At 70.2% G+C, this 19,211-nt stretch carries 19 protein-coding genes; 5 read left to right on the top strand and 14 right to left on the bottom strand.

What is annotated here, in order from left to right; all coding sequences use genetic code 11:
* Window positions 1-7: 7 nt before the first annotated feature.
* From ABD932_RS02910 to ABD932_RS02875, 8 genes are all read right to left on the bottom strand, one after another.
* The gene (locus ABD932_RS02910; protein WP_345008476.1) at window positions 8-775 is read right to left on the bottom strand and encodes a DUF3159 domain-containing protein; all 768 of its coding nucleotides are present in this window, start codon (window positions 773-775) and stop codon (window positions 8-10) included.
* A gap of 3 nt (window positions 776-778) precedes the next feature.
* Complete coding sequence (locus ABD932_RS02905) at window positions 779-1,177, bottom strand: OB-fold nucleic acid binding domain-containing protein (RefSeq protein ID WP_037642785.1); 399 nt, start codon at window positions 1,175-1,177, stop codon at window positions 779-781.
* 102 nt (window positions 1,178-1,279) lie between these two features.
* Complete coding sequence (locus ABD932_RS02900; RefSeq protein WP_345008475.1) at window positions 1,280-1,996, bottom strand: response regulator; 717 nt, start codon at window positions 1,994-1,996, stop codon at window positions 1,280-1,282.
* Window positions 1,990-4,653: a DUF4118 domain-containing protein gene (locus ABD932_RS02895; protein ID WP_345008474.1), complete on the bottom strand. Its 2,664-nt coding sequence runs from the start codon at window positions 4,651-4,653 to the stop codon at window positions 1,990-1,992. The genes ABD932_RS02900 and ABD932_RS02895 overlap by 7 nt, the downstream gene beginning before the upstream one ends.
* 138 nt (window positions 4,654-4,791) lie before the next feature.
* A complete protein-coding gene (locus tag ABD932_RS02890; protein WP_345008473.1) occupies window positions 4,792-5,958 on the bottom strand; it encodes an alginate lyase family protein in 1,167 nt (388 codons plus the stop codon).
* A 183-nt stretch (window positions 5,959-6,141) separates the two neighbouring features.
* On the bottom strand, window positions 6,142-6,900 hold the full coding sequence (locus ABD932_RS02885) for a DUF3710 domain-containing protein (protein ID WP_126395606.1): 759 nt from the start codon (window positions 6,898-6,900) through the stop codon (window positions 6,142-6,144).
* Between the two features lies 1 nt (window position 6,901).
* Window positions 6,902-7,453: a dUTP diphosphatase gene (dut, locus tag ABD932_RS02880; RefSeq protein ID WP_126395605.1), complete on the bottom strand. Its 552-nt coding sequence runs from the start codon at window positions 7,451-7,453 to the stop codon at window positions 6,902-6,904.
* Complete coding sequence (locus ABD932_RS02875; protein WP_345008472.1) at window positions 7,450-8,034, bottom strand: PaaI family thioesterase; 585 nt, start codon at window positions 8,032-8,034, stop codon at window positions 7,450-7,452. Before ABD932_RS02875 ends, dut begins: the two co-directional genes overlap by 4 nt.
* 112 nt (window positions 8,035-8,146) lie before the next feature.
* Here ABD932_RS02875 and ABD932_RS02870 point away from each other — a divergent pair, with 112 nt between their 5' ends.
* Window positions 8,147-8,608, top strand: a complete 462-nt coding sequence (locus ABD932_RS02870; protein ID WP_345008471.1) for a DUF3093 domain-containing protein — start codon at window positions 8,147-8,149, stop codon at window positions 8,606-8,608.
* A gap of 81 nt (window positions 8,609-8,689) precedes the next feature.
* On the opposite strand, the gene ABD932_RS02865 is transcribed toward ABD932_RS02870, so the two are convergent.
* From ABD932_RS02865 to ABD932_RS02850, 4 genes are all read right to left on the bottom strand, one after another.
* A complete protein-coding gene (locus tag ABD932_RS02865; RefSeq protein WP_345008470.1) occupies window positions 8,690-9,607 on the bottom strand; it encodes a hypothetical protein in 918 nt (305 codons plus the stop codon).
* A gap of 13 nt (window positions 9,608-9,620) precedes the next feature.
* On the bottom strand, window positions 9,621-9,917 hold the full coding sequence (locus ABD932_RS02860; protein WP_005481602.1) for a DUF4193 domain-containing protein: 297 nt from the start codon (window positions 9,915-9,917) through the stop codon (window positions 9,621-9,623).
* 405 nt (window positions 9,918-10,322) lie between these two features.
* Window positions 10,323-11,576, bottom strand: a complete 1,254-nt coding sequence (locus tag ABD932_RS02855) for a sensor histidine kinase (RefSeq protein WP_345008469.1) — start codon at window positions 11,574-11,576, stop codon at window positions 10,323-10,325.
* A gap of 6 nt (window positions 11,577-11,582) precedes the next feature.
* Window positions 11,583-12,236 carry a response regulator transcription factor gene (locus tag ABD932_RS02850; protein ID WP_007385219.1) on the bottom strand — a complete coding sequence of 218 codons (654 nt, stop codon included), beginning with the start codon at window positions 12,234-12,236 and terminating at the stop codon, window positions 11,583-11,585.
* A gap of 421 nt (window positions 12,237-12,657) precedes the next feature.
* Between ABD932_RS02850 and ABD932_RS02845 the strand changes: the two genes are divergently transcribed.
* A complete protein-coding gene (locus ABD932_RS02845; protein ID WP_167348321.1) occupies window positions 12,658-12,831 on the top strand; it encodes a hypothetical protein in 174 nt (57 codons plus the stop codon).
* A 116-nt stretch (window positions 12,832-12,947) separates the two neighbouring features.
* On the opposite strand, the gene ABD932_RS02840 is transcribed toward ABD932_RS02845, so the two are convergent.
* Both ABD932_RS02840 and ABD932_RS02835 read right to left on the bottom strand, forming a co-directional pair.
* A complete protein-coding gene (locus ABD932_RS02840; protein ID WP_345008468.1) occupies window positions 12,948-13,763 on the bottom strand; it encodes an inositol monophosphatase family protein in 816 nt (271 codons plus the stop codon).
* Between the two features lie 8 nt (window positions 13,764-13,771).
* Window positions 13,772-14,899 carry a ferrochelatase gene (locus tag ABD932_RS02835; RefSeq protein WP_345008467.1) on the bottom strand — a complete coding sequence of 376 codons (1,128 nt, stop codon included), beginning with the start codon at window positions 14,897-14,899 and terminating at the stop codon, window positions 13,772-13,774.
* Between the two features lie 259 nt (window positions 14,900-15,158).
* Here ABD932_RS02835 and ABD932_RS02830 point away from each other — a divergent pair, with 259 nt between their 5' ends.
* The 3 genes from ABD932_RS02830 to sepH all read left to right on the top strand — a co-directional run bounded on the left by ABD932_RS02830 (window position 15,159) and on the right by sepH (window position 19,177).
* A complete protein-coding gene (locus ABD932_RS02830) occupies window positions 15,159-16,397 on the top strand; it encodes an MFS transporter (protein WP_345008466.1) in 1,239 nt (412 codons plus the stop codon).
* Entirely contained in the window at window positions 16,357-17,676 is a 1,320-nt protein-coding gene (locus ABD932_RS02825; RefSeq protein ID WP_345008465.1) for a D-arabinono-1,4-lactone oxidase, read from the top strand. The genes ABD932_RS02830 and ABD932_RS02825 overlap by 41 nt, the downstream gene beginning before the upstream one ends.
* 463 nt (window positions 17,677-18,139) lie before the next feature.
* On the top strand, window positions 18,140-19,177 hold the full coding sequence (sepH, locus tag ABD932_RS02820) for a septation protein SepH (protein ID WP_345008464.1): 1,038 nt from the start codon (window positions 18,140-18,142) through the stop codon (window positions 19,175-19,177).
* The last annotated feature ends 34 nt before the right edge of the window (window positions 19,178-19,211 follow it).

Genomic DNA, 19,211 nt, shown 5'->3' with positions numbered 1-19,211 from the left:
GAGAGATCTAGGGCTCTCGGCGGTGCTGCCCGCCCGCGGCCCCTTCGCGCTCCGCGGCGAGCGCCGCCTTGCGCTCCTCCTCGGCCTTCTCCGCCGCCTCCATCTCCGCGAACACGTCGATCGGCGCCGGCGCCTTCGCCAGGAACACCCACGTCAGCCACACGGCCAGCAGGAACGGCGGGATCTTCAGGGCGACCAGCACCCACCCGAACTGGGTGGTGTCGGCCCACCAGTACAGCGGGAAGAGGATCGCGCACTTGGCGAGCAGGATCAGGCCCCACGCGTAACTGGCCTTCGCATACGCCTTCTTGCGGCCGGGATTGCGCTTGCGCCAGGAGAGGTTCTCCTTGAACACCGGGCCGAGGATCAGGCCGATCAGCGGCACCCCGCACAGCGTCGTGATGATGTACGCGAGCCCCAGCCCCAGCGTGTAGAGCATGCCGGGCAGGTAGAAGTCCTTCGCGTTGCCCGTCATCATCGCGAACACGACACCGAAGGCGACACCGAAGACACCGCTGAACGCGTGCTTGATGGTGTCCCGCATCACCAGGCGCACGACCACGAGGACAAGGGACACCGCGAGCGCGGCGATCGCCGAGAGGTGCAGGTCCTTGTTGATCGTGTAGATGGTGACGAAGAGCAGACCGGGCAGCACCGTCTCGATCATGCCGCGCATGCCGCCGAAGGCCTCGAACAGCGCGGCCTCGGTCACCGCCCGGGCGTCGTGCTCGGCGTCTGCGGTGGTGTCTTCGGTCGGCTTGTCGAGCGACGTCACCGGCTACTCCCGTCCGAGGGGTCTCAGTTCGTATTTCGGGTTGAACAGCACCCGGCGGCCCCGGCTCATGGAGATCCGGCCCGATGCGATCAGCCGGCGCCCCGGCTCTATGCCGACGATGGAGCGTCTGCCGAGCCACACCACGTCCAGGGCGGCGGAGCCGTCGAACAGCTCGGCCTCCAGGGCCGGGACTCCCGCACGCGGCCGCAGGGTGACCGTGCGCAAGGTACCAGTAACCGTCACTATCTGTCGGTCACGGCAGTCACCGATCTTGATACAGCCGGCCGTCTCTGCGTCCTCACGCAGCTCCTCGGACTCCAGGTCCTCCTGCGACGAGGAGAGCCGGTCGAGCATGCGCCGGAACCGGCCCACCGACTTTTCGGAACGAGGAACAGCACTCATGTCTTGAAGCGTACCGGGGAGCACCGACACCTTCGTACCCGCGGTGCGCACCCTCGAACCGACCCGCTGCGACCGGCTCGTTTCCGGAACCGACGGCCCATCTCACTTCTCGAACCGGTATCCCATCCCCGGCTCCGTGATGAAGTGCTTCGGATGCGACGGGTCCGCCTCCAGCTTCCTGCGCAGCTGGGCCATGTAGACCCGCAGATAGTTCGTCTCCGTCCCGTACGAGGGCCCCCAGACCTCCTGCAGCAGCTGCTTCTGGCTGACGAGACGGCCCGTGTTGCGCACGAGCACCTCCAGCAGATGCCACTCGGTGGGGGTCAGCCGGACGTCCTTGCCGCCCCGGTTGACCTTCTTCGCGGCCAGGTCGACGGTGAACTCCTCGGTCTCCACCATCACGTCGTCCTCGCCGCCCCCGGTGGGCTCGGCCCGCCGTACGGCGGCCCGCAACCGGGCCAGCAGCTCGTCCATGCCGAACGGCTTGGTGACGTAGTCGTCGGCACCCGCGTCCAGTGCCTCGACCTTCTCGTCGGAGGAGTGCCGGGCGGACAGCACCAGGATCGGCACCCGGGTCCAGCCGCGCAGCCCCCGGATCACCTCGACGCCGTCCATGTCGGGCAGTCCGAGGTCGAGGACGACCACGTCGGGGTGGCGGGTGGCGGCGAGTTCGAGGGCGGTGGCCCCGTCATGGGCCGCGTCGACCTCGTACTTGCGTGCCTTGAGGTTGATCACGAGGGCGCGCACGATCTGCGGCTCGTCATCGATCACCAGAACCCTTGTGGAGGTCTGGGGGGTCCCCCCAGTAGGGCTCAGCATGTGGCCTGCCTTTCCGGTCGTACGAAGTGAAGAGGCTCCTCGGAGCGGAGCGGCCGCCCGTCGGAGCGGAGCGTCCCGTCGACGTGCAGCAGCCGGTCGGAGTGCGGCAGCTCCCCGGCGTGCGCGGACTCCCCCGGGCCGAGAGGTTCTCCGCCCCGTGAGGCCGCCCGGAGGGTGAGCACCATGGTGAGGCCGCCGCCGGGCGTGTCCTCGGCGTTGAGGGTGCCGCCGTTGGCCTCGGCGAAGCCGCGCGCGACCGCGAGGCCGAGGCCCACTCCGGCGCCGCGGGGGGCGTCACCGTAGCGCTGGAAGGGCGCGAAGATACGTTCCTTGGCCTCGTCAGGGACGCCCGGCCCGCGGTCGACCACCCGCACCTCGACCCGGTCGGCGATGGCACTCGCGGCGACGAGGACGGGGCTGCCGTCCGGGCTGTACTTGACGGCGTTCTCGACCAGGTTGGCCACCGACCGCTCCAGCAGCCCCGGGTCCACGGCGACCATGGGCAGCGTCTCCGGGATGTCCAGCTCCACGCTGTCCTCCGGCACCCCGCCCAGCGCCATCGGCACCACCTCGTCGAGGTCGATGTCGCGGATGAGAGGCGTGACCGTGCCGGTCTGCAGCCGGGACATGTCGAGGAGGTTCCCCACGAGGTGGTCGAGCCGGTCGGCGCCCTCCTCGATGCCCTCCAGCAGCTCCGCCTCGTCCTCCTCGGACCACGCCACGTCGTCGGACCGCAGTGAGGAGACGGACGCCTTGATGCCGGCGAGGGGGGTGCGCAGGTCGTGGCTCACGGCGGCGAGCAGGGCCGTGCGGATGCGGTTGCCCTCGGCCAGTTCCTTGGCCTGGTCGGCCTCGTGTTGCAGCCGCTGGCGGTCCAGGACTACGGCGGACTGCGCGGCGAAGGCGGCGAGCACCCGGCGGTCCTCGGCGGGCAGCACCCGGCCGGTCAGCGCCAGCGCCATGTGGTCGCCGACCGGCACGTCCACGTCCGCGTCCTCGGGCCGCGCCAGTGAGCGCCCCGTACCGACGCTGCCCGCGCAGGTCCACGGCTCGACGTCGCCCGCCCGCTCCAGCAGCGCCGCCGACTCCATGCCGAAGGTCTCCCGGACGCGTTCCAGCAGCGCCTCCAGGCTGGTCTCGCCGCGCAGCACGTTCCCGGCGAGGAAGGACAGGATCTCCGACTCGGCGCGCAGCCGGGCCGCCTGCTGGGTGCGGCGGGCGGCGACGTCGACCACCGAGGCGACCGCCACGGCCACGAACACGAAGATCACGAGGGCGAGGAGGTTCTTCGGGTCGGCGATCGTGATGTGGTGCACCGGTGCGGTGAAGTACCAGTTCAGCAGCAGTGAGCCGACCGCCGCCGAGGCCAGTGCCGGGTAGAGCCCCCCGAGCAGGGCCGCCGCCACCGTCAGGGTCAGGAACAGCAGCATGTCGTTCGCGAGCCCGAGGTCGGCGTCGACATGGGTCAGCAGCAGGGTGAGCAGCACGGGACCACCGACGCCGACGAGCCCGCCCCACAGAATCCGCGACCGGCCCAGGCGCGCTCCCCGGGCCACGGGCAGTCCGCGCCCCTTGGCGGCCTCCTCGTGCGTGACGATGTGCACGTCGAGGTCGGGGCCCGACTCCCGGGCCACCGTGACGCCCACACCCGGTCCGAGGACGTACTGCCAGCTTCTGCGGCGTGAGGAGCCGAGCACTATCTGGGTGGCGTTGGCACCGCGTGCGAAGTCCAGCAGCGCCGCGGGGATGTCGTCGCCGACGACGTGGTGGAAGGTGCCGCCCAGGTCCTCGACGAGGGTGCGCTGGACGGCCAGTTCCTTGGGTGAGGCGGAGGTGAGGCCGTCGCTGCGGGAGATGTAGACGGCGAGCACCTCACCGCCGGCGCCCTTCTCCGCCAACCGCGCGGCCCGCCGGATCAGGGTCCGGCCCTCCGGTCCGCCGGTCAGCCCGACCACGATCCGCTCGCGCGAACCCCAGATCGTCGACACCCGGTGATCGCTGCGGTACTGCTTCAGGTACTCGTCGACCCGGTCGGCCACCCAGAGCAGCGCAAGCTCGCGCAGGGCGGTGAGGTTGCCGGGACGGAAGTAGTTCGACAGGGCCGCGTCGACCTTGTCCGACTTGTAGATGTTGCCGTGGGCCATACGGCGCCTCAGCGCCTGGGGCGACATGTCGACCAGTTCGATCTGGTCGGCCCGGCGCACCACCTCGTCCGGCACGGTCTCCTGCTGGCGTACGCCGGTGATCGACTCGACGACGTCGCCCAGTGACTCCAGGTGCTGGATGTTGACGGTCGAGATCACGTCGATCCCGGCCGCCAGCAGTTCCTCCACGTCCTGCCAGCGCTTGGCGTTGCGCGAGCCGGGGATGTTGGTGTGGGCGAGTTCGTCGACGAGCGCCACCTGCGGGCGCCGCGCCAGGACGGCGTCCACGTCCATCTCGGTGAAGGCGCTCCCCCGGTACTCCAGTTCCCGCCGCCGCACCTGCTCCAGCCCGTGGAGCATCACCTCGGTGCGCGGCCGGTCGTGGTGCTCCACGAAGGCGACCACGCAGTCGGTGCCGCGCTCCGCACGGCGGTGCGCCTCGGACAGCATCGCGTACGTCTTGCCGACGCCCGGTGCCGCACCGAGGTAGATCCGAAGCTTGCCGCGTCCCATGGTCCCCATTGTGTTCCGGCCCTTGCTGCCTACGCAGCGTCGACCTTACGGCCAATAATCGCGACAAAGAGGACCGGGTGCGGCGGCGGGACCGTCTTTGACAGAACTCTGACGCTCCCACCGCCGCCGTGCCCCGTCTCAGCCGGGGTTGTCGCCGTGGGTGAGGGTCTCCCAGGCGACGAAGAGGTTGTTGCTGCCGGACGGGCGGTTGCGCTCGGTGAGCGTCTCGGTGTTGGTCATGGCGTGGCCGAGCCGATTGGCCAGCGCGTTGTGCCCGACCTCGGTGACCGGACCGAGCCCGAGCTTCAGCGAGCCCCGGCACAGCCAGCCGGGCACGGCCGTTCCGAGTTCGTACTTGGCCTGGAACCCGAGCGCGTGCCGCAGCCGCTCGCCGATGTCGGTGCCGTACAGGTCCTGCCCCTGGATCCGGCTGGTCTCCGCCACGTGTGAGATCGCGGAGATGCCGTATCCGGTGTGGGTGAGGTCGCGACAGGTCTCCTGGGTGAGGCCGGTGACGAAGGTGGACTGCCCCTGCCAGTAGTTGACGATCTTGTCGCGGGTGTCGAGGTTCTGGCTCGGCACGGTCTTCGGCAGGTCGCCGTCGGAGGACAGGTAGACGTAGGCGGCGGTGCGGGTGCGGAACTTCGCCATGGCCTTGTCGTACGACGCCTTGTCCTCCAGGAAGACCGAGATGCCGACGGCGGCCTCCATCATCGACAGCTCCCAGTTGCCGTTGGAGTTCGAGCCGTTGATGATCTCGGGCAGATACACGGTGCGGAGCATGGTGGCGAACCGGCCGGAGTTCGCCCAGTTCCCGGTGTACGTGTACTTGATGATCTCGGCGGCCTTGGGCCAGGAGGAGCCGGCCCAGCCCGTCTGCAGGGGCGCGTTGCTGTTGGTGTGGTCCCTGATCACCGCGGACCAGGCGTCCATCAGCTCGATGGCCTTCCTGGCATGCCGCTCGTCGCGGGTGAGATACCAGGCGAGGGCGTGGGTGTAGGCGGCGATCGCGTCCTCGCGCTCGTCGGTGCAGCCGTGGTTGGGGTTCGAGTACGAACCGCACTCGACGACCGCGCGCGGCTTGGGGGTGCGGTTCAGATCGGCGTACTTGCTCGCCATCATCCGGTCGAAGGCGCCCTTCCAGGGCTGGGCTCCGGCGTCGACCTGGGAGCGGGCGAAGTCCAACTGGCCCTTGGAGACGGTGACTCCGGGGTGGACGAAGGTGGTGGGAGCGGCGCCGGCGGGCCAGGCGAGGACACCGGCGACGAGGGCGGCCGCGGCCGCGAAGAGTGCGGTTCTGCGCATACGTGGGGGGCCTTCCGTTCTCGTATGTGAACGCGAAGCGCCTTTATGAACAGACGCGTTGGCCGGAGACGGTAGGTACAGACCAATGCACCGTCAAGGGTTCACGCACGAGAAGGACACGAGAAACGGCACGAGAAAGGGCCGCACCCCTGAGGGGTACGGCCCTGGTTGTCTCTACGAAGCTCAGCGCACCTCGGTGATCTCCGGACCGCGCTGGAGCTGGCCCATGCCGCCGGAGAAGCGCGAACCCGCCTCCTCCTGCTGGACGCCCTCGGGAACCATCTGGGCGTCGTTCGGCAACTGCAGGACGATCGGGTCACGGGGGGCCATCGGACCCTCGCCGCGGACCACGACCGTGTCCCGGAAGATCTGCTCGAGCAGACCGGCCGCCTGCGGCTGCACCGCGCCCTGACCCGAGATCACACCGCGCAGGAACCAGCGGGGACCGTCCACACCGACGAACCGCACGACCTGGAAACCACCCGTGCCGTCCGGCAGCTGTACCGGCACCTGGGCCCGCAGCTCCCAGCCCAGCGGCCCCTCGACCTCGTCGATGATGCCACCCTGCTGGGTGATGCCGGAGCCGATCTCCTCGCGTACCTCGCCCCAGATGCCCTCGCGCTTGGGTGCCGCGAAGGCCTGCAGCTGGATGGCGCTGTCGCGCAGCACGACGGTCGCCGCGACGATCGCGTCGCCCGCCACCTCCACACGCAGTTCCATGCCGTCGACGCCCGGCACGAGCAGGCCGCCCAGGTCCACCCGGCCCTCGCCGGGCTCACGGACCTCGGTGCTGTCCCAGGGCCCGTCGGGCCGCGGTTCCGGCTCGAGCCGTACGCGCTCGCGCGTGCCGTCGTCGTCCGCCTCAGTGTCGATGTCGACGACCTGCTCGGGCTCGCCGGCCGCGTCCTCGGCGGCACCCTTCTTCTTGCGACGTCCGAACACGTCACTGTCCTTCCCGGTCGGATACGACCGAAGCGTATCGATTCCCACCCGCCCGGCCGCCGTCGGCGGCCTGACCGCTTGTGCTGCTTGTGCCGCCCACCGCGGCATGGCCCCCGGTGGACCCGAAGCCCCCTTCGGCCCGTGCCGAATCGGGAAGCTCCGCGACCTCCTGGAAGCGAACCCTCTCGACCTGCTGGACGACCAGTTGGGCGATCCGGTCGAAGCGCTCGAACCGCACGGTCTCATGCGGGTCGAGATTCACCACGATCACCTTGATCTCCCCACGGTACCCGGCATCAACCGTCCCCGGGGCATTCACGAGAGCGACACCGAGGCGGGCGGCGAGACCTGAGCGCGGGTGCACGAAGGCCGCGTACCCCTCCGGGAGGGCGATCGACACCCCGGTGGGCAGTACGGCCCGCTCCCCCGGCTTGAGTTCGCGGCTCTCGGTGGTGCGCAGATCGGCTCCGGCGTCACCGGGATGCGCGTACGTCGGAAGCGGTACGTCGGGGTCGACGCGTCGGATCGCCACGTTCAGGGGGGCACGGCTCACGGGTTCACCTCGAAGGCACGGGCACGCCGGACCTGGTCCGGGTCGTCCATGGCGGCCCGGATCTCCTCCGGGCGGCCGTTGTCGATGAAGTGATCGACCTTCACCTCGATGAAGAGGGCGTCGGCACGGACGGCCACGGGCCCGTCGGGGCCGCCGATCCGTCCGGTGGCGGAGGAGTAGATCTTGCGGCCCGCCACCGCCGTCACCTCGGCCTCCAGGTACAGCACCGTGCCCACCGGAACCGGCCGGGAGAAGTCGGTCTCCAGCCGCCCGGTCACGGCGATCGTCCGCAGCAGCCAGTTGAGCGAGCCGAGGGTCTCGTCGAGGGCGGTCGCGAGCACACCGCCGTGCGCGAGCCCGGGCGCACCCTGGTGGGCGGGCTGCACGGTGAACTCCGCGGTGATGCTGACGCCGTCCCCGGCCCGCGCCTCCAGGTGCAGCCCGTGGGGCTGCTCGCCGCCACAGCCGAAACACTCGCCGTAGTGCGCGCCGAGAAGCTCACCGGGCGCGGGAGCATCCGGGTGCCGCACGGGTTTCACGGCGTCGGCCGGCGGCTTAAGAGCTGCGGAAGTACCTCTCACAGCCGCAGACCTTACCCGCCCGCCCGTCCCCCACCGCCGCCCTGCCTGACAGCGCTTCGCGCCGGACCCCCTGGCAATGGCTCGATCCGAACACCGTGTCAAGCTTGGCTCCATGCAGCTCTCCGCCGCCCCGTACGAAGAACGTCTCACCGCCCCCCGCTCCTGGTGGCTGGTCTCGTTCCTGGCCGGGATCTCCCTGGCCCTGATCGTGCTGCCCTTCGGCACGCTGCCCATGCTCGTCGGCCTGGTCGGCGGCACCGCCGCGGCGGCCGTCGTGGCCAGCTCGTACGGCTCGGTCCGCATCCGCGTGGTGGGCGACTCCCTGATCGCGGGCGAGGCGAAGATCCCGCTGCGGGCGCTGGGTGAGGCGCATGTCCTGGACCCGGAGGAGGCCCGCGCCTGGCGGACGCACAAGGCCGACACCCGGGCCTTCCTCCTGCTGCGCGCGTACATCCCCAGGGCCCTGCGGGTGGAGGTCACGGACCCCGAGGACCCGACCCCGTACCTGTACCTGTCGACCCGCGAGCCGGAGCGCCTGGCAGAGGCGATCAAGGCGGCCAAGGCCTCGGCCTAGCACACCCGAACGGGCCGTCACCGGTCCGGTCAAGACTTGGCGTGACCGGAGCAAAGACTTCGCCGGGGTTCGGCCGCGGGCTCAACCGCCCCCGAGTTTCCTGCGCCTGCGCGGCCGCATGATCTCCCCCATGTCCAGCGGTTGCTCGGGGCGCTCCAGCGGGGGCAGTTGCGGCAATTCGTCCCACGGCACCTGGACCTTGCGCAGGTCCGCGCGGATCCGCGCCGCGAGTTTCCTGGTGTCCCGGCGGTTCATGACCGCGCCCACGGCGGCGCCCACCAGGAAGGGCATCAGGTTCGGCAGATTCCGGACCATCCGCTTCATGATCTGCTGACGCAGCTCCCGCTTCATCTGCACACCGAGCGCGGCGTTGACCGTCGCCGGCTTCATCGGGTCGATGCCGCGCTCCTCGGACCACGAGGACAGGTACGCCGTGCTGCGGGCCTTGAGATTGCCGGGCGGACGTACGCCGTACACCTCGTGCAGCTCGGCGATCAGCTTCAGCTCGATCGCCGCCACACCGGTGATCTCGGCGGCCAGCTCCGCGGGCATCGCGGGCGGCATCGGCAGCATCGCCGCCGCGCCGACTCCCGCACCGACCGTCGAACTCGCGTTCGCCGCGCCCGCCACGAGCTTGTCCGCGAGTTGCTCGGGTCCGAGGCCCGGGAACTGCCGACGAAGCGTCGCGAGGTCCCGTACGGGGACCCTCGGGGCGTTCTCGATGATCCGGTCGGCGAGGTACCCGAGCCCCGCTTTCGCGCGGCTGCCGCCCTTACGGACGCCTTCCCGGGCCCTCTCCCGGATCACCGCGACCCTGCGTCTGGCCACAGGCGCGGGAACCGCCGACTGCGCCGGGACGTCGACCCGGCCGGGCGCCGGTTCGAGCGAGGCTCCCGCACCGGGTGAGCCCCGCTCGTCGTCACGCGGGCCGTCGGACGGCCCTGGGTCCGCTCCCCGCGACAGGAAGCGGCGCTTCCGAGGAGGGGTCGAGCCAGTCATGCCCGACCCGACCTCAGTCGCAGTCGCGGCAGATCGGCTGGCCGTTCTTCTCCCGGGCCAGCTGGCTGCGGTGGTGCACCAGGAAGCAGCTCATGCAGGTGAACTCGTCCTGCTGCTTGGGCAGGACCCGAACCGCCAGCTCCTCATTGGACAGGTCGGCGCCGGGCAGCTCCAGGCCCTCTGCGGCCTCGAACTCGTCGACGTCCACAGCGGACGTCGACTTGTCGTTCCGCCTGGCCTTCAGCTCTTCAAGGCTGTCCGAGTCGACGTCGTCGTCGGTCTTGCGTGGGGTGTCGTAATCCGTTGCCATGTCGCTCTCCCCCTCTGGGTGTCTGCGGTGTCTCCAGCGCACGTAACGCGTGAGAGGCCGGACTTGTGCCCGACCCGAGGCGGAGATTTTGCCTCACATCAAGGTCTGTTACTCAATCGACACCCAACCGGACTCCTCAAGAGTGATCGGCTTGGATGGCGAACGGGACCGTACACGGTCCTAATGCCGCAGTTCAAAGGCGTCTCACCGTGTACTTCCCGTGATCAAGACCCCTGAAAACCCGGATTTTCCCGGCTTTCCGACCGGCCACATGATCACGGAGAGTAGATGGCCGGAAATTCGCCCTTGTGATCGATCACACACGGGACTGCTCGACGAGTGCCCAGAAAATTCCGCGCAAAGCGAACATCCCCGCATAGCGGCAAAGTGTCGGCGCACATGGTCTCAGATCGGCAGGGTGACTCGCATCACGAGTCCTCCTCCCTCGCGCGGCTGCGCCACGATGTGCCCGCCGTGCGCCCGCGCCACGGACCGCACGATGGACAGCCCGAGGCCCACACCCTTGTCACTGCCCGTGCGCTCGGTACGCAAGCGCCTGAACGGCTCGAAGAGGTTGTCGATCTCGTACGCCGGCACCACCGGCCCGGTGTTCGCGACGACCAGGACCGCCTGCCCGTGCTGGACCTCGGTGGTGACCTCGACCCAGCCGCCCTCCGCGACGTTGTACCGGACGGCGTTCTGCACCAGGTTCAGCGCGATGCGCTCCAGCAGCACACCGTTGCCCTGGACGACCGCGGGCTTCTGCTCGCCGCGGATCACCACGCCCTTGGACTCCGCCTCCGCGTGCACCTGGTCGACGGCCTGCTCGGCCACCTCCGCGAGGTCCACCGGTTTGCGCTCGACGATCTGGTTGTCGCTGCGGGCGAGCAGCAGCAGGCCCTCCACGAGCTGCTCGCTGCGCTCGTTGGTGGCCAGCAGCGTCTTGCCGAGCTGCTGGAGCTCCACCGGCGCGTTCGGATCGGACAGATGCACTTCGAGGAGCGTGCGGTTGATCGCGAGCGGGGTGCGCAGTTCGTGCGAGGCGTTGCCGACGAAGCGCTGCTGGGCGGTGAAGGCCCGCTGCAGCCGCTCCAGCATCTCGTCGAAGGTGTCGGCCAGCTCCTTCAGCTCGTCGTCCGGTCCGTCCAGCTCGATACGACGGGACAGGTCCGAGCCGGCCACGGCGCGCGCGGTACGGGTGATCCGGCCGAGCGGCGACAGGACACGGCCGGCCATGGCGTAGCCGAAGGCGAAGGCGATGACGGCGAGGCCGAGCAGGGCCAGCAACGAGCGGCTGAGGAGATCGTCCAGGGCGACCTGGCGCTGGTGGTCGATGCAGGCGCTGATCGCGGAGTTGAACTGGGTCAGCGTCAGGCCCGTGGCGTTGTTGACCGCGGGACAGTCGGCGCTGGCGACCTTGATCTCGTCAGTGGCGCCCACGATCTTGAACGGCGGCTGGTTGCCCGTGCTGATGGCCTGCGCGGCCAGCAGATAGATGATCGACAGCAGCAGGATGCCGGCGATCAGGAACATGCCGCCGTACAGCAGCGTGAGCCTTATCCGGATGGTGGGGCGCAGCCACGGGAAGGGGGGCTCCACCCTCCGGGGGGCCCAGGTGGGCTTGGGGGGCGCCTGGGGAGGCGCGGGAGTCGCTGCCATGGCCGATCAGATCCGGTAGCCGGAGCCGGGCACGGTGACGATGACCGGCGGCTCGCCCAGCTTGCGGCGCAGTGTCATCACGGTGACCCGCACGACGTTGGTGAACGGGTCGGTGTTCTCGTCCCAGGCCTTCTCCAGGAGCTGCTCGGCCGAGACGACCGCGCCCTCGCTGCGCATCAGCACTTCCAGGACGGCGAACTCCTTGGGGGCGAGCTGCACCTCCTTGCCGTCGCGGAAGACCTCGCGGCGGTTCGGGTCGAGCTTGATGCCGGCGCGCTCCAGGACGGGCGGCAGGGGCACGCTCGTACGACGGCCGAGGGCACGCACGCGTGCCGTCAGCTCGCTGAAGGCGAAAGGCTTGGGCAGATAGTCGTCGGCGCCGATCTCGAGCCCTTCGACACGGTCGCTGACGTCGCCGGAGGCCGTGAGCATCAGCACGCGTGTGGGCATGCCGAGTTCGACGATCTTGCGGCAGACGTCGTCGCCGTGCACCAGCGGGAGGTCGCGGTCGAGGACGACCACGTCGTAGTCGTTGACGCCGATGCGTTCCAGGGCGGCCGCACCGTCGTACACGACGTCGACGGCCATGGCCTCCCGGCGCAGTCCGGTGGCCACCGCATCGGCGAGCAGTTGCTCGTCCTCGACGACGAGTACGCGCACGTCGCTTGTCCTTCCTGTGTCCACCCGCGTAGCGCTCGTCCAGCGCGCGGGCAGGGTCCTGTGGATGGGGTTTCCTGGCCTCCATCCTGCCCTTTTCCGCCATAAGTCGGCGGTAAGACGAGTGGGCGGTGCATGAAGGGCGGGTGTGAAGCCCGGGAATGCGAGATTTTCTCTTCCGGTTGAGGTTTCCGTGGAAGAGAGCGGGGGGAGGACGGCTTGTACACCCCGCGATCACGCTCTGCTATGTACCGCACCACCATGCGGTACAGCGCAATCCGCTTTCCGCAGAGCGGGTGTGGGTGTCCGGCACCGTCGCCGCCCAGCACGGGCAGCGCTGGGCATCTACTGGAGACGTGATCGCCCCTTCCGAACGGCACACCCCCGTGCCACCGACCCACGACCCAGGACGAGGGGGCGCAGCATGGACGCATTCACCGCAGGACTTCTGCAGCGCATAAAGGCGACCGAGTCCGACCTGACGCGGGCTCGTGACGAGGGCGACGACTTCCTCGTCGAGGTGGAGCAGGGCGAGCTCGACGACCTGCGCCGCCTCGCCGCCGAGCACGGTGTGGAAGTCGGCGCGTCTAGCGTCTGACCAGCTCGTACGCACGACGGCGGGCCCCCGGCGAATCCAGCGCCGGGGGCCCGCCGCGTTGTCGTACGACCGTGTTCACGTGCTGTTGGCCGTGCGGCGGCCTGCTCGACACCCGGTCAGTCGTGCCAGGCGCCGAAGTCCTCCAGCAGCCGCTGGAGGGGCTGGAAGACGCCCGGGGTGGCCGCGACCGCCAGGTCGCCGGACGGGCGCTCTCCGGGCCGTCCACCCGTGAGCGCGCCCGCTTCCCGCGCGATCAGGTCACCCGCGGCCATGTCCCAGGCGTTGAGGCCTCGCTCGAAGTAGCCGTCGAGGCGGCCCGCCGCGAGGTCGCACAGGTCGATCGCGGCCGAGCCGCCCCGTCGGATGTCGCGCAGCAGCGGGATGAGCTTCCGGGCGACCTCGGCCTGGTGGGTGCGCACCTCGGTGACGTAGTTGAAGCCGGTCGAGACCAGGGCCTGGTCGAGCGGGGCCGTGGGGCGGCAGGTGAGCCTGCGCTCGCCGTCCCAGGGGCCGGTCGCCCAGGCGCCCTCGCCCCGGACCGAGTGGTACGTCTCGCCCCGCATCGGGGCCGCGACGACGCCGACCACCGTCTCGCCGTCCTGCTCGGCGGCGATGGAGACGGACCAGGTCGGCAGTCCGTAGAGGTAGTTGACCGTGCCGTCGAGCGGGTCGATCACCCAGCGGACACCGCTCGTGCCCTCGGTGGAGGCGCCCTCCTCACCGAGGAAGCCGTCGTCGGGGCGGTGCTCGGAGATCAGGTCGGTGATCAGCTTCTCGGCCGCGATGTCCATCTCCGTGACCACGTCGATCGGGCTGGACTTGGTCGCGGCGACCGCGAGGTCGGCCGGGCGCCCGTCGCGCAGCAGGTCGCCGGCCCGGCGGGCGGCCTCCCGGGCCAGGGTGAGCAGTTCCGAGTGCAGGGCGTCGGTCACAGGGCTCCTCATGCGTAGGGGCTGTCGGCGCCCGCGGCGGCGGGCCTGGGCGCGCGGGCCGGGCAGCAGCCCACCGGGCACAGGTTGTGGCTCGCGCCGAGCCCGCCGAGGACGCACGGCGTGACCTCTTCCGCGCGCTCGACCGCGGCGCGCTCCAGGACGAGGTCGCGGATCGCGGCGGCGAACCGCGGGTCGTCGCCGACGGTCGCCGAGCGGCGCATCGGCAGGCCCAGCTCCGCGGCCTTGGCCTTGGCCTCGGTGTCGAGGTCGTAGAGGACCTCCATGTGGTCGGAGACGAAGCCGATGGGCGCGATGACGACGGCCGGTGCGCCGGACTCGTGCCGCTCCTCGAGGTGGTCGCAGATGTCGGGCTCGAGCCACGGGATGTGCGGGGCGCCGGAGCGGGACTGGTAGACGAGCTGCCAGGGGTGGTCGACGCCGGTGCGCTCGCGGACGGCCTCGGCGATCAGCCGGGAGACCTCCAGGTGCTGCTCGACGTAGGCGCCGCCCTCGCCATGGTCCTCGACGGGGCCGGAGGTGTCCGCGGAGGCGTTCGGGATCGAGTGGGTCGAGAAGGCGATGTGGGCGCCGTCCCGGACCTCCTCGGGCAGGTCGGCGAGGGACTCGAGCACGCCGTCGATCATCGGCTCCAGGAAGCCGGGGTGGTTGAAGTAGTGCCGCAGCTTGTCGATCTTGGGGAGTTCGACGCCTTCGGCTTCCAGGGCCGCGAGCGAGTCCGCGAGGTTCTCGCGGTACTGGCGGCAGCCCGAGTAGGAGGCGTAGGCGCTGGTGGCGAGGACGAGGATGCGGCGGCGCCCGTCGGCGACCATCTCGCGCAGGGTGTCCGTCAGGTACGGCGCCCAGTTGCGGTTGCCCCAGTAGATCGGCAGATCCAGAGCGTGCTCGGCGAAGTCCTTGCGCAGGGCGTCCAGCAGGGCGCGGTTCTGGTCGTTGATGGGACTGACTCCACCGAACAGGAAGTAGTGCTCGCCGACTTCCTTCAGGCGTTCCTTGGGGATGCCCCGCCCACGGGTGACGTTCTCCAGGAACGGGATCACGTCGTCCGGGCCCTCGGGGCCTCCGAAGGAGAGGAGGAGCAGGGCGTCGTAGGGGGTGGCTTGGCGCGCGTCTGGCATGGGTCGATCCTGTCATCCGGTACTGACAGCCAAGAAACGGTGGGGTGACCACCCGGGTTCCCGGTTCGTCCGGACAGGTGCGTTAGGGTCACCTAACTCGTAAGCTGTATCGGCCGTCCACGCGCCTTACTGAGTCGCCCCTTGAACTGCCCTTGCGCTGCCCCGAGTTGCCCCTGATCTGTCTTTGAGCTGCCCCTGATCCGCCCTGCCCTGCCTGAGTCGCCGCAGCCCCGCTGCTTCCGCCTGACCGGAGTCCCCCGTGCCCAGCCCCTACCGCGCCCTGTTCGCCGCCCCTGGCACCAAGGCCTTCTCCGCCGCGGGCTTCCTCGGCCGGATGCCGCTGTCGATGATGGGCATCGGCGTGGTGACGATGGTTTCGCAGCTGACCGGGCGCTACGGCCTCGCCGGTGCCCTGTCGGCCACCATCGCGCTCGCCGCGGCCGTGGCGGGCCCGCAGGTCTCGCGGCTGGTCGACCAGTACGGGCAGCGGCGGGTGCTCCGCCCGGCGACGCTGATCTCGCTCGTGGCGGGGGCCGTGCTGCTGTTCGCCGCGCACTACGGGTGGCCGGACTGGGTGCTGTTCGTGGCCTGCGCCGGCATCGGCTGCGTGCCCAGCGTCGGAGCGATGATCCGCGCCCGCTGGGCCGCGCTGTACCGGGGGACGCCTCAGCTGCACACCGCGTACTCGCTGGAGTCCGTGGTGGACGAGGTGTGCTTCATCTTCGGGCCGATCATCTCCATCGGCCTGTCCACGGCGTGGTTCCCGGAGGCCGGGCCGCTGCTCGCCGGCTGCTTCCTCGCCGTCGGCGTCTTCTGGCTGACCGCACAGCGGGCCACCGAACCCACGCCGCATCCGCGCGAGCGCCAGGGCGGCAGCTCGGCCCTGCGCGCCCCCGGGCTGCAGGTCCTGGTGGCCACCTTCGTGGCGACCGGAGCGATCTTCGGGTCGGTCGACGTGGTCACCGTGGCCTTCGCCGACGAGCGGGGCCACAAGGGCGCCGCGAGCTTGGTCCTCGCCCTCTACGCGGCGGGCTCCTGCGCGGCGGGCGCCGTGTTCGGGCTGCTGCGCTTCAAGGGGGCGCCGGAACGTCGTTGGCTGCTGGGCATATGCGCGATGGCCGTGAGTATGATCCCCCTCCTACTGGTCGGAAACTTGCCGTTTCTGGCCGTGGCGCTGTTCGTTGCGGGCATGGCCGTCGCTCCCACGATGATCACCACCATGTCCCTGATCGAAGAGCACGTACCACGCGCGCAACTGACCGAGGGCATGACCTGGGTGAGCACCGGGCTCGCGGTCGGGGTGGCGCTCGGCTCCTCCGTGGCCGGCTGGGTGATCGACGCGGCCGGTGCGAAGGCCGGGTACGGGGTTCCGGCGGTGTCCGGGGCCGCCGCGGTCGCGGTCGGTTTCCTGGGGTACCGCCGGCTCAGCAGGCCGGCTCCGCGTCGGGGAGGCACCGTTGAGCAGCACAGCGAGCGGGAAGAACGGCACGTGGCGTAACTGGGGCGGCAATGTCGCCGCCCGTCCCGCGCGGGAGGTCGCTCCGGCCTCCGTCGAGGAGCTGTCGGCGGCGATACGCCGGGCCGCCGAGGACGGTCTGAAGGTGAAGGCGGTCGGCAGCGGGCATTCCTTCACGTCCATAGCCGCGACCGACGGCGTGTTGATCCGCCCTCAACTGTTGACCGGTATCCGCAACATCGACCGGGACGCCATGACCGTCACGGTCGAGGCCGGCACTCCGCTCAAGCGACTCAACATGGCCCTGGCACGCGAGGGCCTGTCGCTCACCAACATGGGCGACATCATGGAGCAGACGGTCTCCGGTGCCACCAGCACCGGCACCCACGGCACCGGCCGCGACTCGGCCTCCATCGCCGCCCAGATCAAGGGACTGGAGCTGGTCACCGCCGACGGCTCGGTGCTCACCTGCTCCGAGAAGGAGAACCCAGAGGTCTTCGCGGCCGCCCGGATCGGTCTCGGCGCACTCGGCGTCGTCACCGCGATCACCTTCGCCGTGGAGCCCGTCTTCCTGCTCACCGCGCGCGAGGAGCCGATGCCCTTCGACAAGGTCCTGGCCGACTTCGACGAACTCTGGGCCGAGAACGAGCACTTCGAGTTCTACTGGTTCCCGCACACCGGCAGCACCAACACCAAGCGCAACAACCGCAGCGCCGGCCCCGAGAAGCCGGTGCCGCAGCTCCAGGGCTGGTTCGAGGACGAGTTCCTCTCCAACGGCGTCTTCCAGGTGGCCCAGTGGGTCGGCCGCGCGGCGCCGGCCACGATCCCCGCGATCGCCCGGATCTCCAGCAAGGCCCTGTCCTCGCGGACCTACACCGACATCCCGTACAAGGTCTTCACATCGCCTCGCCGGGTGCGCTTCGTGGAGATGGAGTACGCCCTCCCGCGCGCGGCCGTCGTCGAGACGCTGCGCGAGTTCAAGGCCATGGTCGACCGTTCCGGCCTCAGGGTCAGCTTCCCCGTCGAGGTGCGCACCGCCCCGGCCGACGACATCACGCTGTCCACCGCGTCCGGCCGCGACAGCGCGTACATCGCCGTCCACATGGTCAAGGGGACCCCGTATCAGCGGTACTTCACCGCCGCCGAGCGGATCTTCACCGCGCACGAGGGGCGGCCGCACTGGGGCAAGGTGCACACGCGGGACGCCGAGTACTTCGCCCAGGTGTACCCGCGTTTCGACGAGTTCGCAGCGCTGCGGGACCGGCTCGACCCCGACCGCCGGTTCCAGAACGACTACCTGCGGAGGGTGTTGGGGGCCTAGCGCTCGACCGGCGCGATCCAGCCGTTCGAGCAACCGCGCGACAAGGGCACATACGCACGAAACCATAAGTTCCGTTTCCGTGGATTGCGTGAAGTGCGCCACGTAGAAGATCGGATAACCGCTCAACGGACGGCCGGGTCACGCTTCTTGCCAGAAGTTGGGCGGCGTGCCAATCCACGCACGTGGCCCAAATGGAGTACTGTTGCGAGCCCTGGGTCCGGTCTCCCGCCTGGGCGTCCGTGGCCTTCAAGGACCGCCGGGAGGGGGCTAGTTGCACAGGGTGACGGAGTTGGTCACTTAGCGTTGCGAATAGGTAACCGTGCCATAACGGCGATCCAGGGCCCGTGCCCGACACGCCGGGCAACTCGGCAAGGTTGTGGCAGGCTGCACCCGGGCAGGCCACACTCGACTAGCGGAAGCAGCGACGCACGTGACGTCGGCAGGCACCACCCGGGAGGTCCCCATGCCCGAACTGCGTGTCGTGGCCGTCTCGAATGACGGCACACGGCTGGTGCTGAAGGCTGCCGACGCAACGGAGTACACCCTTCCGATCGACGAACGCCTGCGCGCCGCCGTGCGCGGCGACCGTCCGCGCCTCGGCCAGATCGAGATCGAGGTGGAGAGCCATCTCCGCCCCCGTGACATCCAGGCGCGTATACGCGCTGGTGCGACCGCGGAAGAGGTCGCTCAACTCGCCGGCATCCCCGTCGACCGCGTACGGCGCTTCGAGGGCCCCGTGCTCGCCGAGCGCGCGTTCATGGCCGAACGGGCACGCAAGACTCCCGTCCGCCGACCCGGCGAGAACGCCGCCGGTCCGCAGCTCGGCGAGGCCGTCCAGGAGCGGCTGCTGCTGCGCGGCGCCGACAAGGACACCGTGCAGTGGGACTCGTGGCGCCGCGACGACGGCACCTGGGAAGTGCTGCTGGTCTACATGGTGGCGGGCGAACCGCACTCGGCGAGCTGGACGTACGACCCGCCCCGGCGGCTCGTGCAGGCTGTCGACGAGGAGGCGCGCTCGCTGATCGGCGAGTCCGAGGACCTCGCCGCGCCGGAGCCCAGCTTCCCGTTCGTGCCGCGTATCGCCCGGCTTCCGCGCGAGCGTTCGATGGACCGCGCATTGGAGACCGCGCGGCCCAGCCTGCCCGCCCAGGCCTCCGAACCGGCCGAGGAGACCGCCGAGGAACGGGACTCGCTGACCAGCCTGCTGGAGGCGGTGCCCAGCTTCCGCGGCGACCTGGTGGTACCGGAGCGCCCACCGGAGCCGGAGGCGGAGGAGCCCCCCGCCGAACCGGAGGAGGAGGAACCTCCCGCCCCCGCCGCCTCGGCAGGTTCCGCCTACGCGGACGTCCTCATGCCCCGCTCCGTCGGCAGCCACCGCGACCGACTCATCGGCGCCACGGACCGCCAGGCCGAAGCGGACGGCGTCCGCCCGGGCCGCCGGGCCGCCGTCCCGAGCTGGGACGAGATCGTGTTCGGGACCCGGAGGAAGAAGCAGGAGTAGTCGGTCGTACGGCTGTGGACGTGGCCGTACGAGA

This window comes from Streptomyces shaanxiensis (genome assembly GCF_039537145.1).
Taxonomy (GTDB): domain Bacteria; phylum Actinomycetota; class Actinomycetes; order Streptomycetales; family Streptomycetaceae; genus Streptomyces; species Streptomyces shaanxiensis.
The sequence above is the reverse complement of the archived record's forward strand: the minus strand, read 5'-3'. Positions and strand labels throughout refer to the sequence as shown.

What these genes read in the sequence shown, in the direction of transcription:
- ABD932_RS02905 (WP_037642785.1), bottom strand. Translation starts at nt 1,177, where the DNA reads ATGAGTGCTGTTCCTCGTTCCGAAAAGTCGGTGGGCCGGTTCCGGCGC.
- ABD932_RS02900 (WP_345008475.1), bottom strand. Translation starts at nt 1,996, where the DNA reads ATGCTGAGCCCTACTGGGGGGACCCCCCAGACCTCCACAAGGGTTCTG.
- ABD932_RS02895 (WP_345008474.1), bottom strand. Translation starts at nt 4,653, where the DNA reads ATGGGACGCGGCAAGCTTCGGATCTACCTCGGTGCGGCACCGGGCGTC.
- ABD932_RS02890 (WP_345008473.1), bottom strand. Translation starts at nt 5,958, where the DNA reads ATGCGCAGAACCGCACTCTTCGCGGCCGCGGCCGCCCTCGTCGCCGGT.
- ABD932_RS02870 (WP_345008471.1), top strand. Translation starts at nt 8,147, where the DNA reads ATGCAGCTCTCCGCCGCCCCGTACGAAGAACGTCTCACCGCCCCCCGC.
- ABD932_RS02865 (WP_345008470.1), bottom strand. Translation starts at nt 9,607, where the DNA reads ATGACTGGCTCGACCCCTCCTCGGAAGCGCCGCTTCCTGTCGCGGGGA.
- ABD932_RS02860 (WP_005481602.1), bottom strand. Translation starts at nt 9,917, where the DNA reads ATGGCAACGGATTACGACACCCCACGCAAGACCGACGACGACGTCGAC.
- ABD932_RS02855 (WP_345008469.1), bottom strand. Translation starts at nt 11,576, where the DNA reads ATGGCAGCGACTCCCGCGCCTCCCCAGGCGCCCCCCAAGCCCACCTGG.
- ABD932_RS02845 (WP_167348321.1), top strand. Translation starts at nt 12,658, where the DNA reads ATGGACGCATTCACCGCAGGACTTCTGCAGCGCATAAAGGCGACCGAG.
- ABD932_RS02835 (WP_345008467.1), bottom strand. Translation starts at nt 14,899, where the DNA reads ATGCCAGACGCGCGCCAAGCCACCCCCTACGACGCCCTGCTCCTCCTC.
- sepH (WP_345008464.1), top strand. Translation starts at nt 18,140, where the DNA reads ATGCCCGAACTGCGTGTCGTGGCCGTCTCGAATGACGGCACACGGCTG.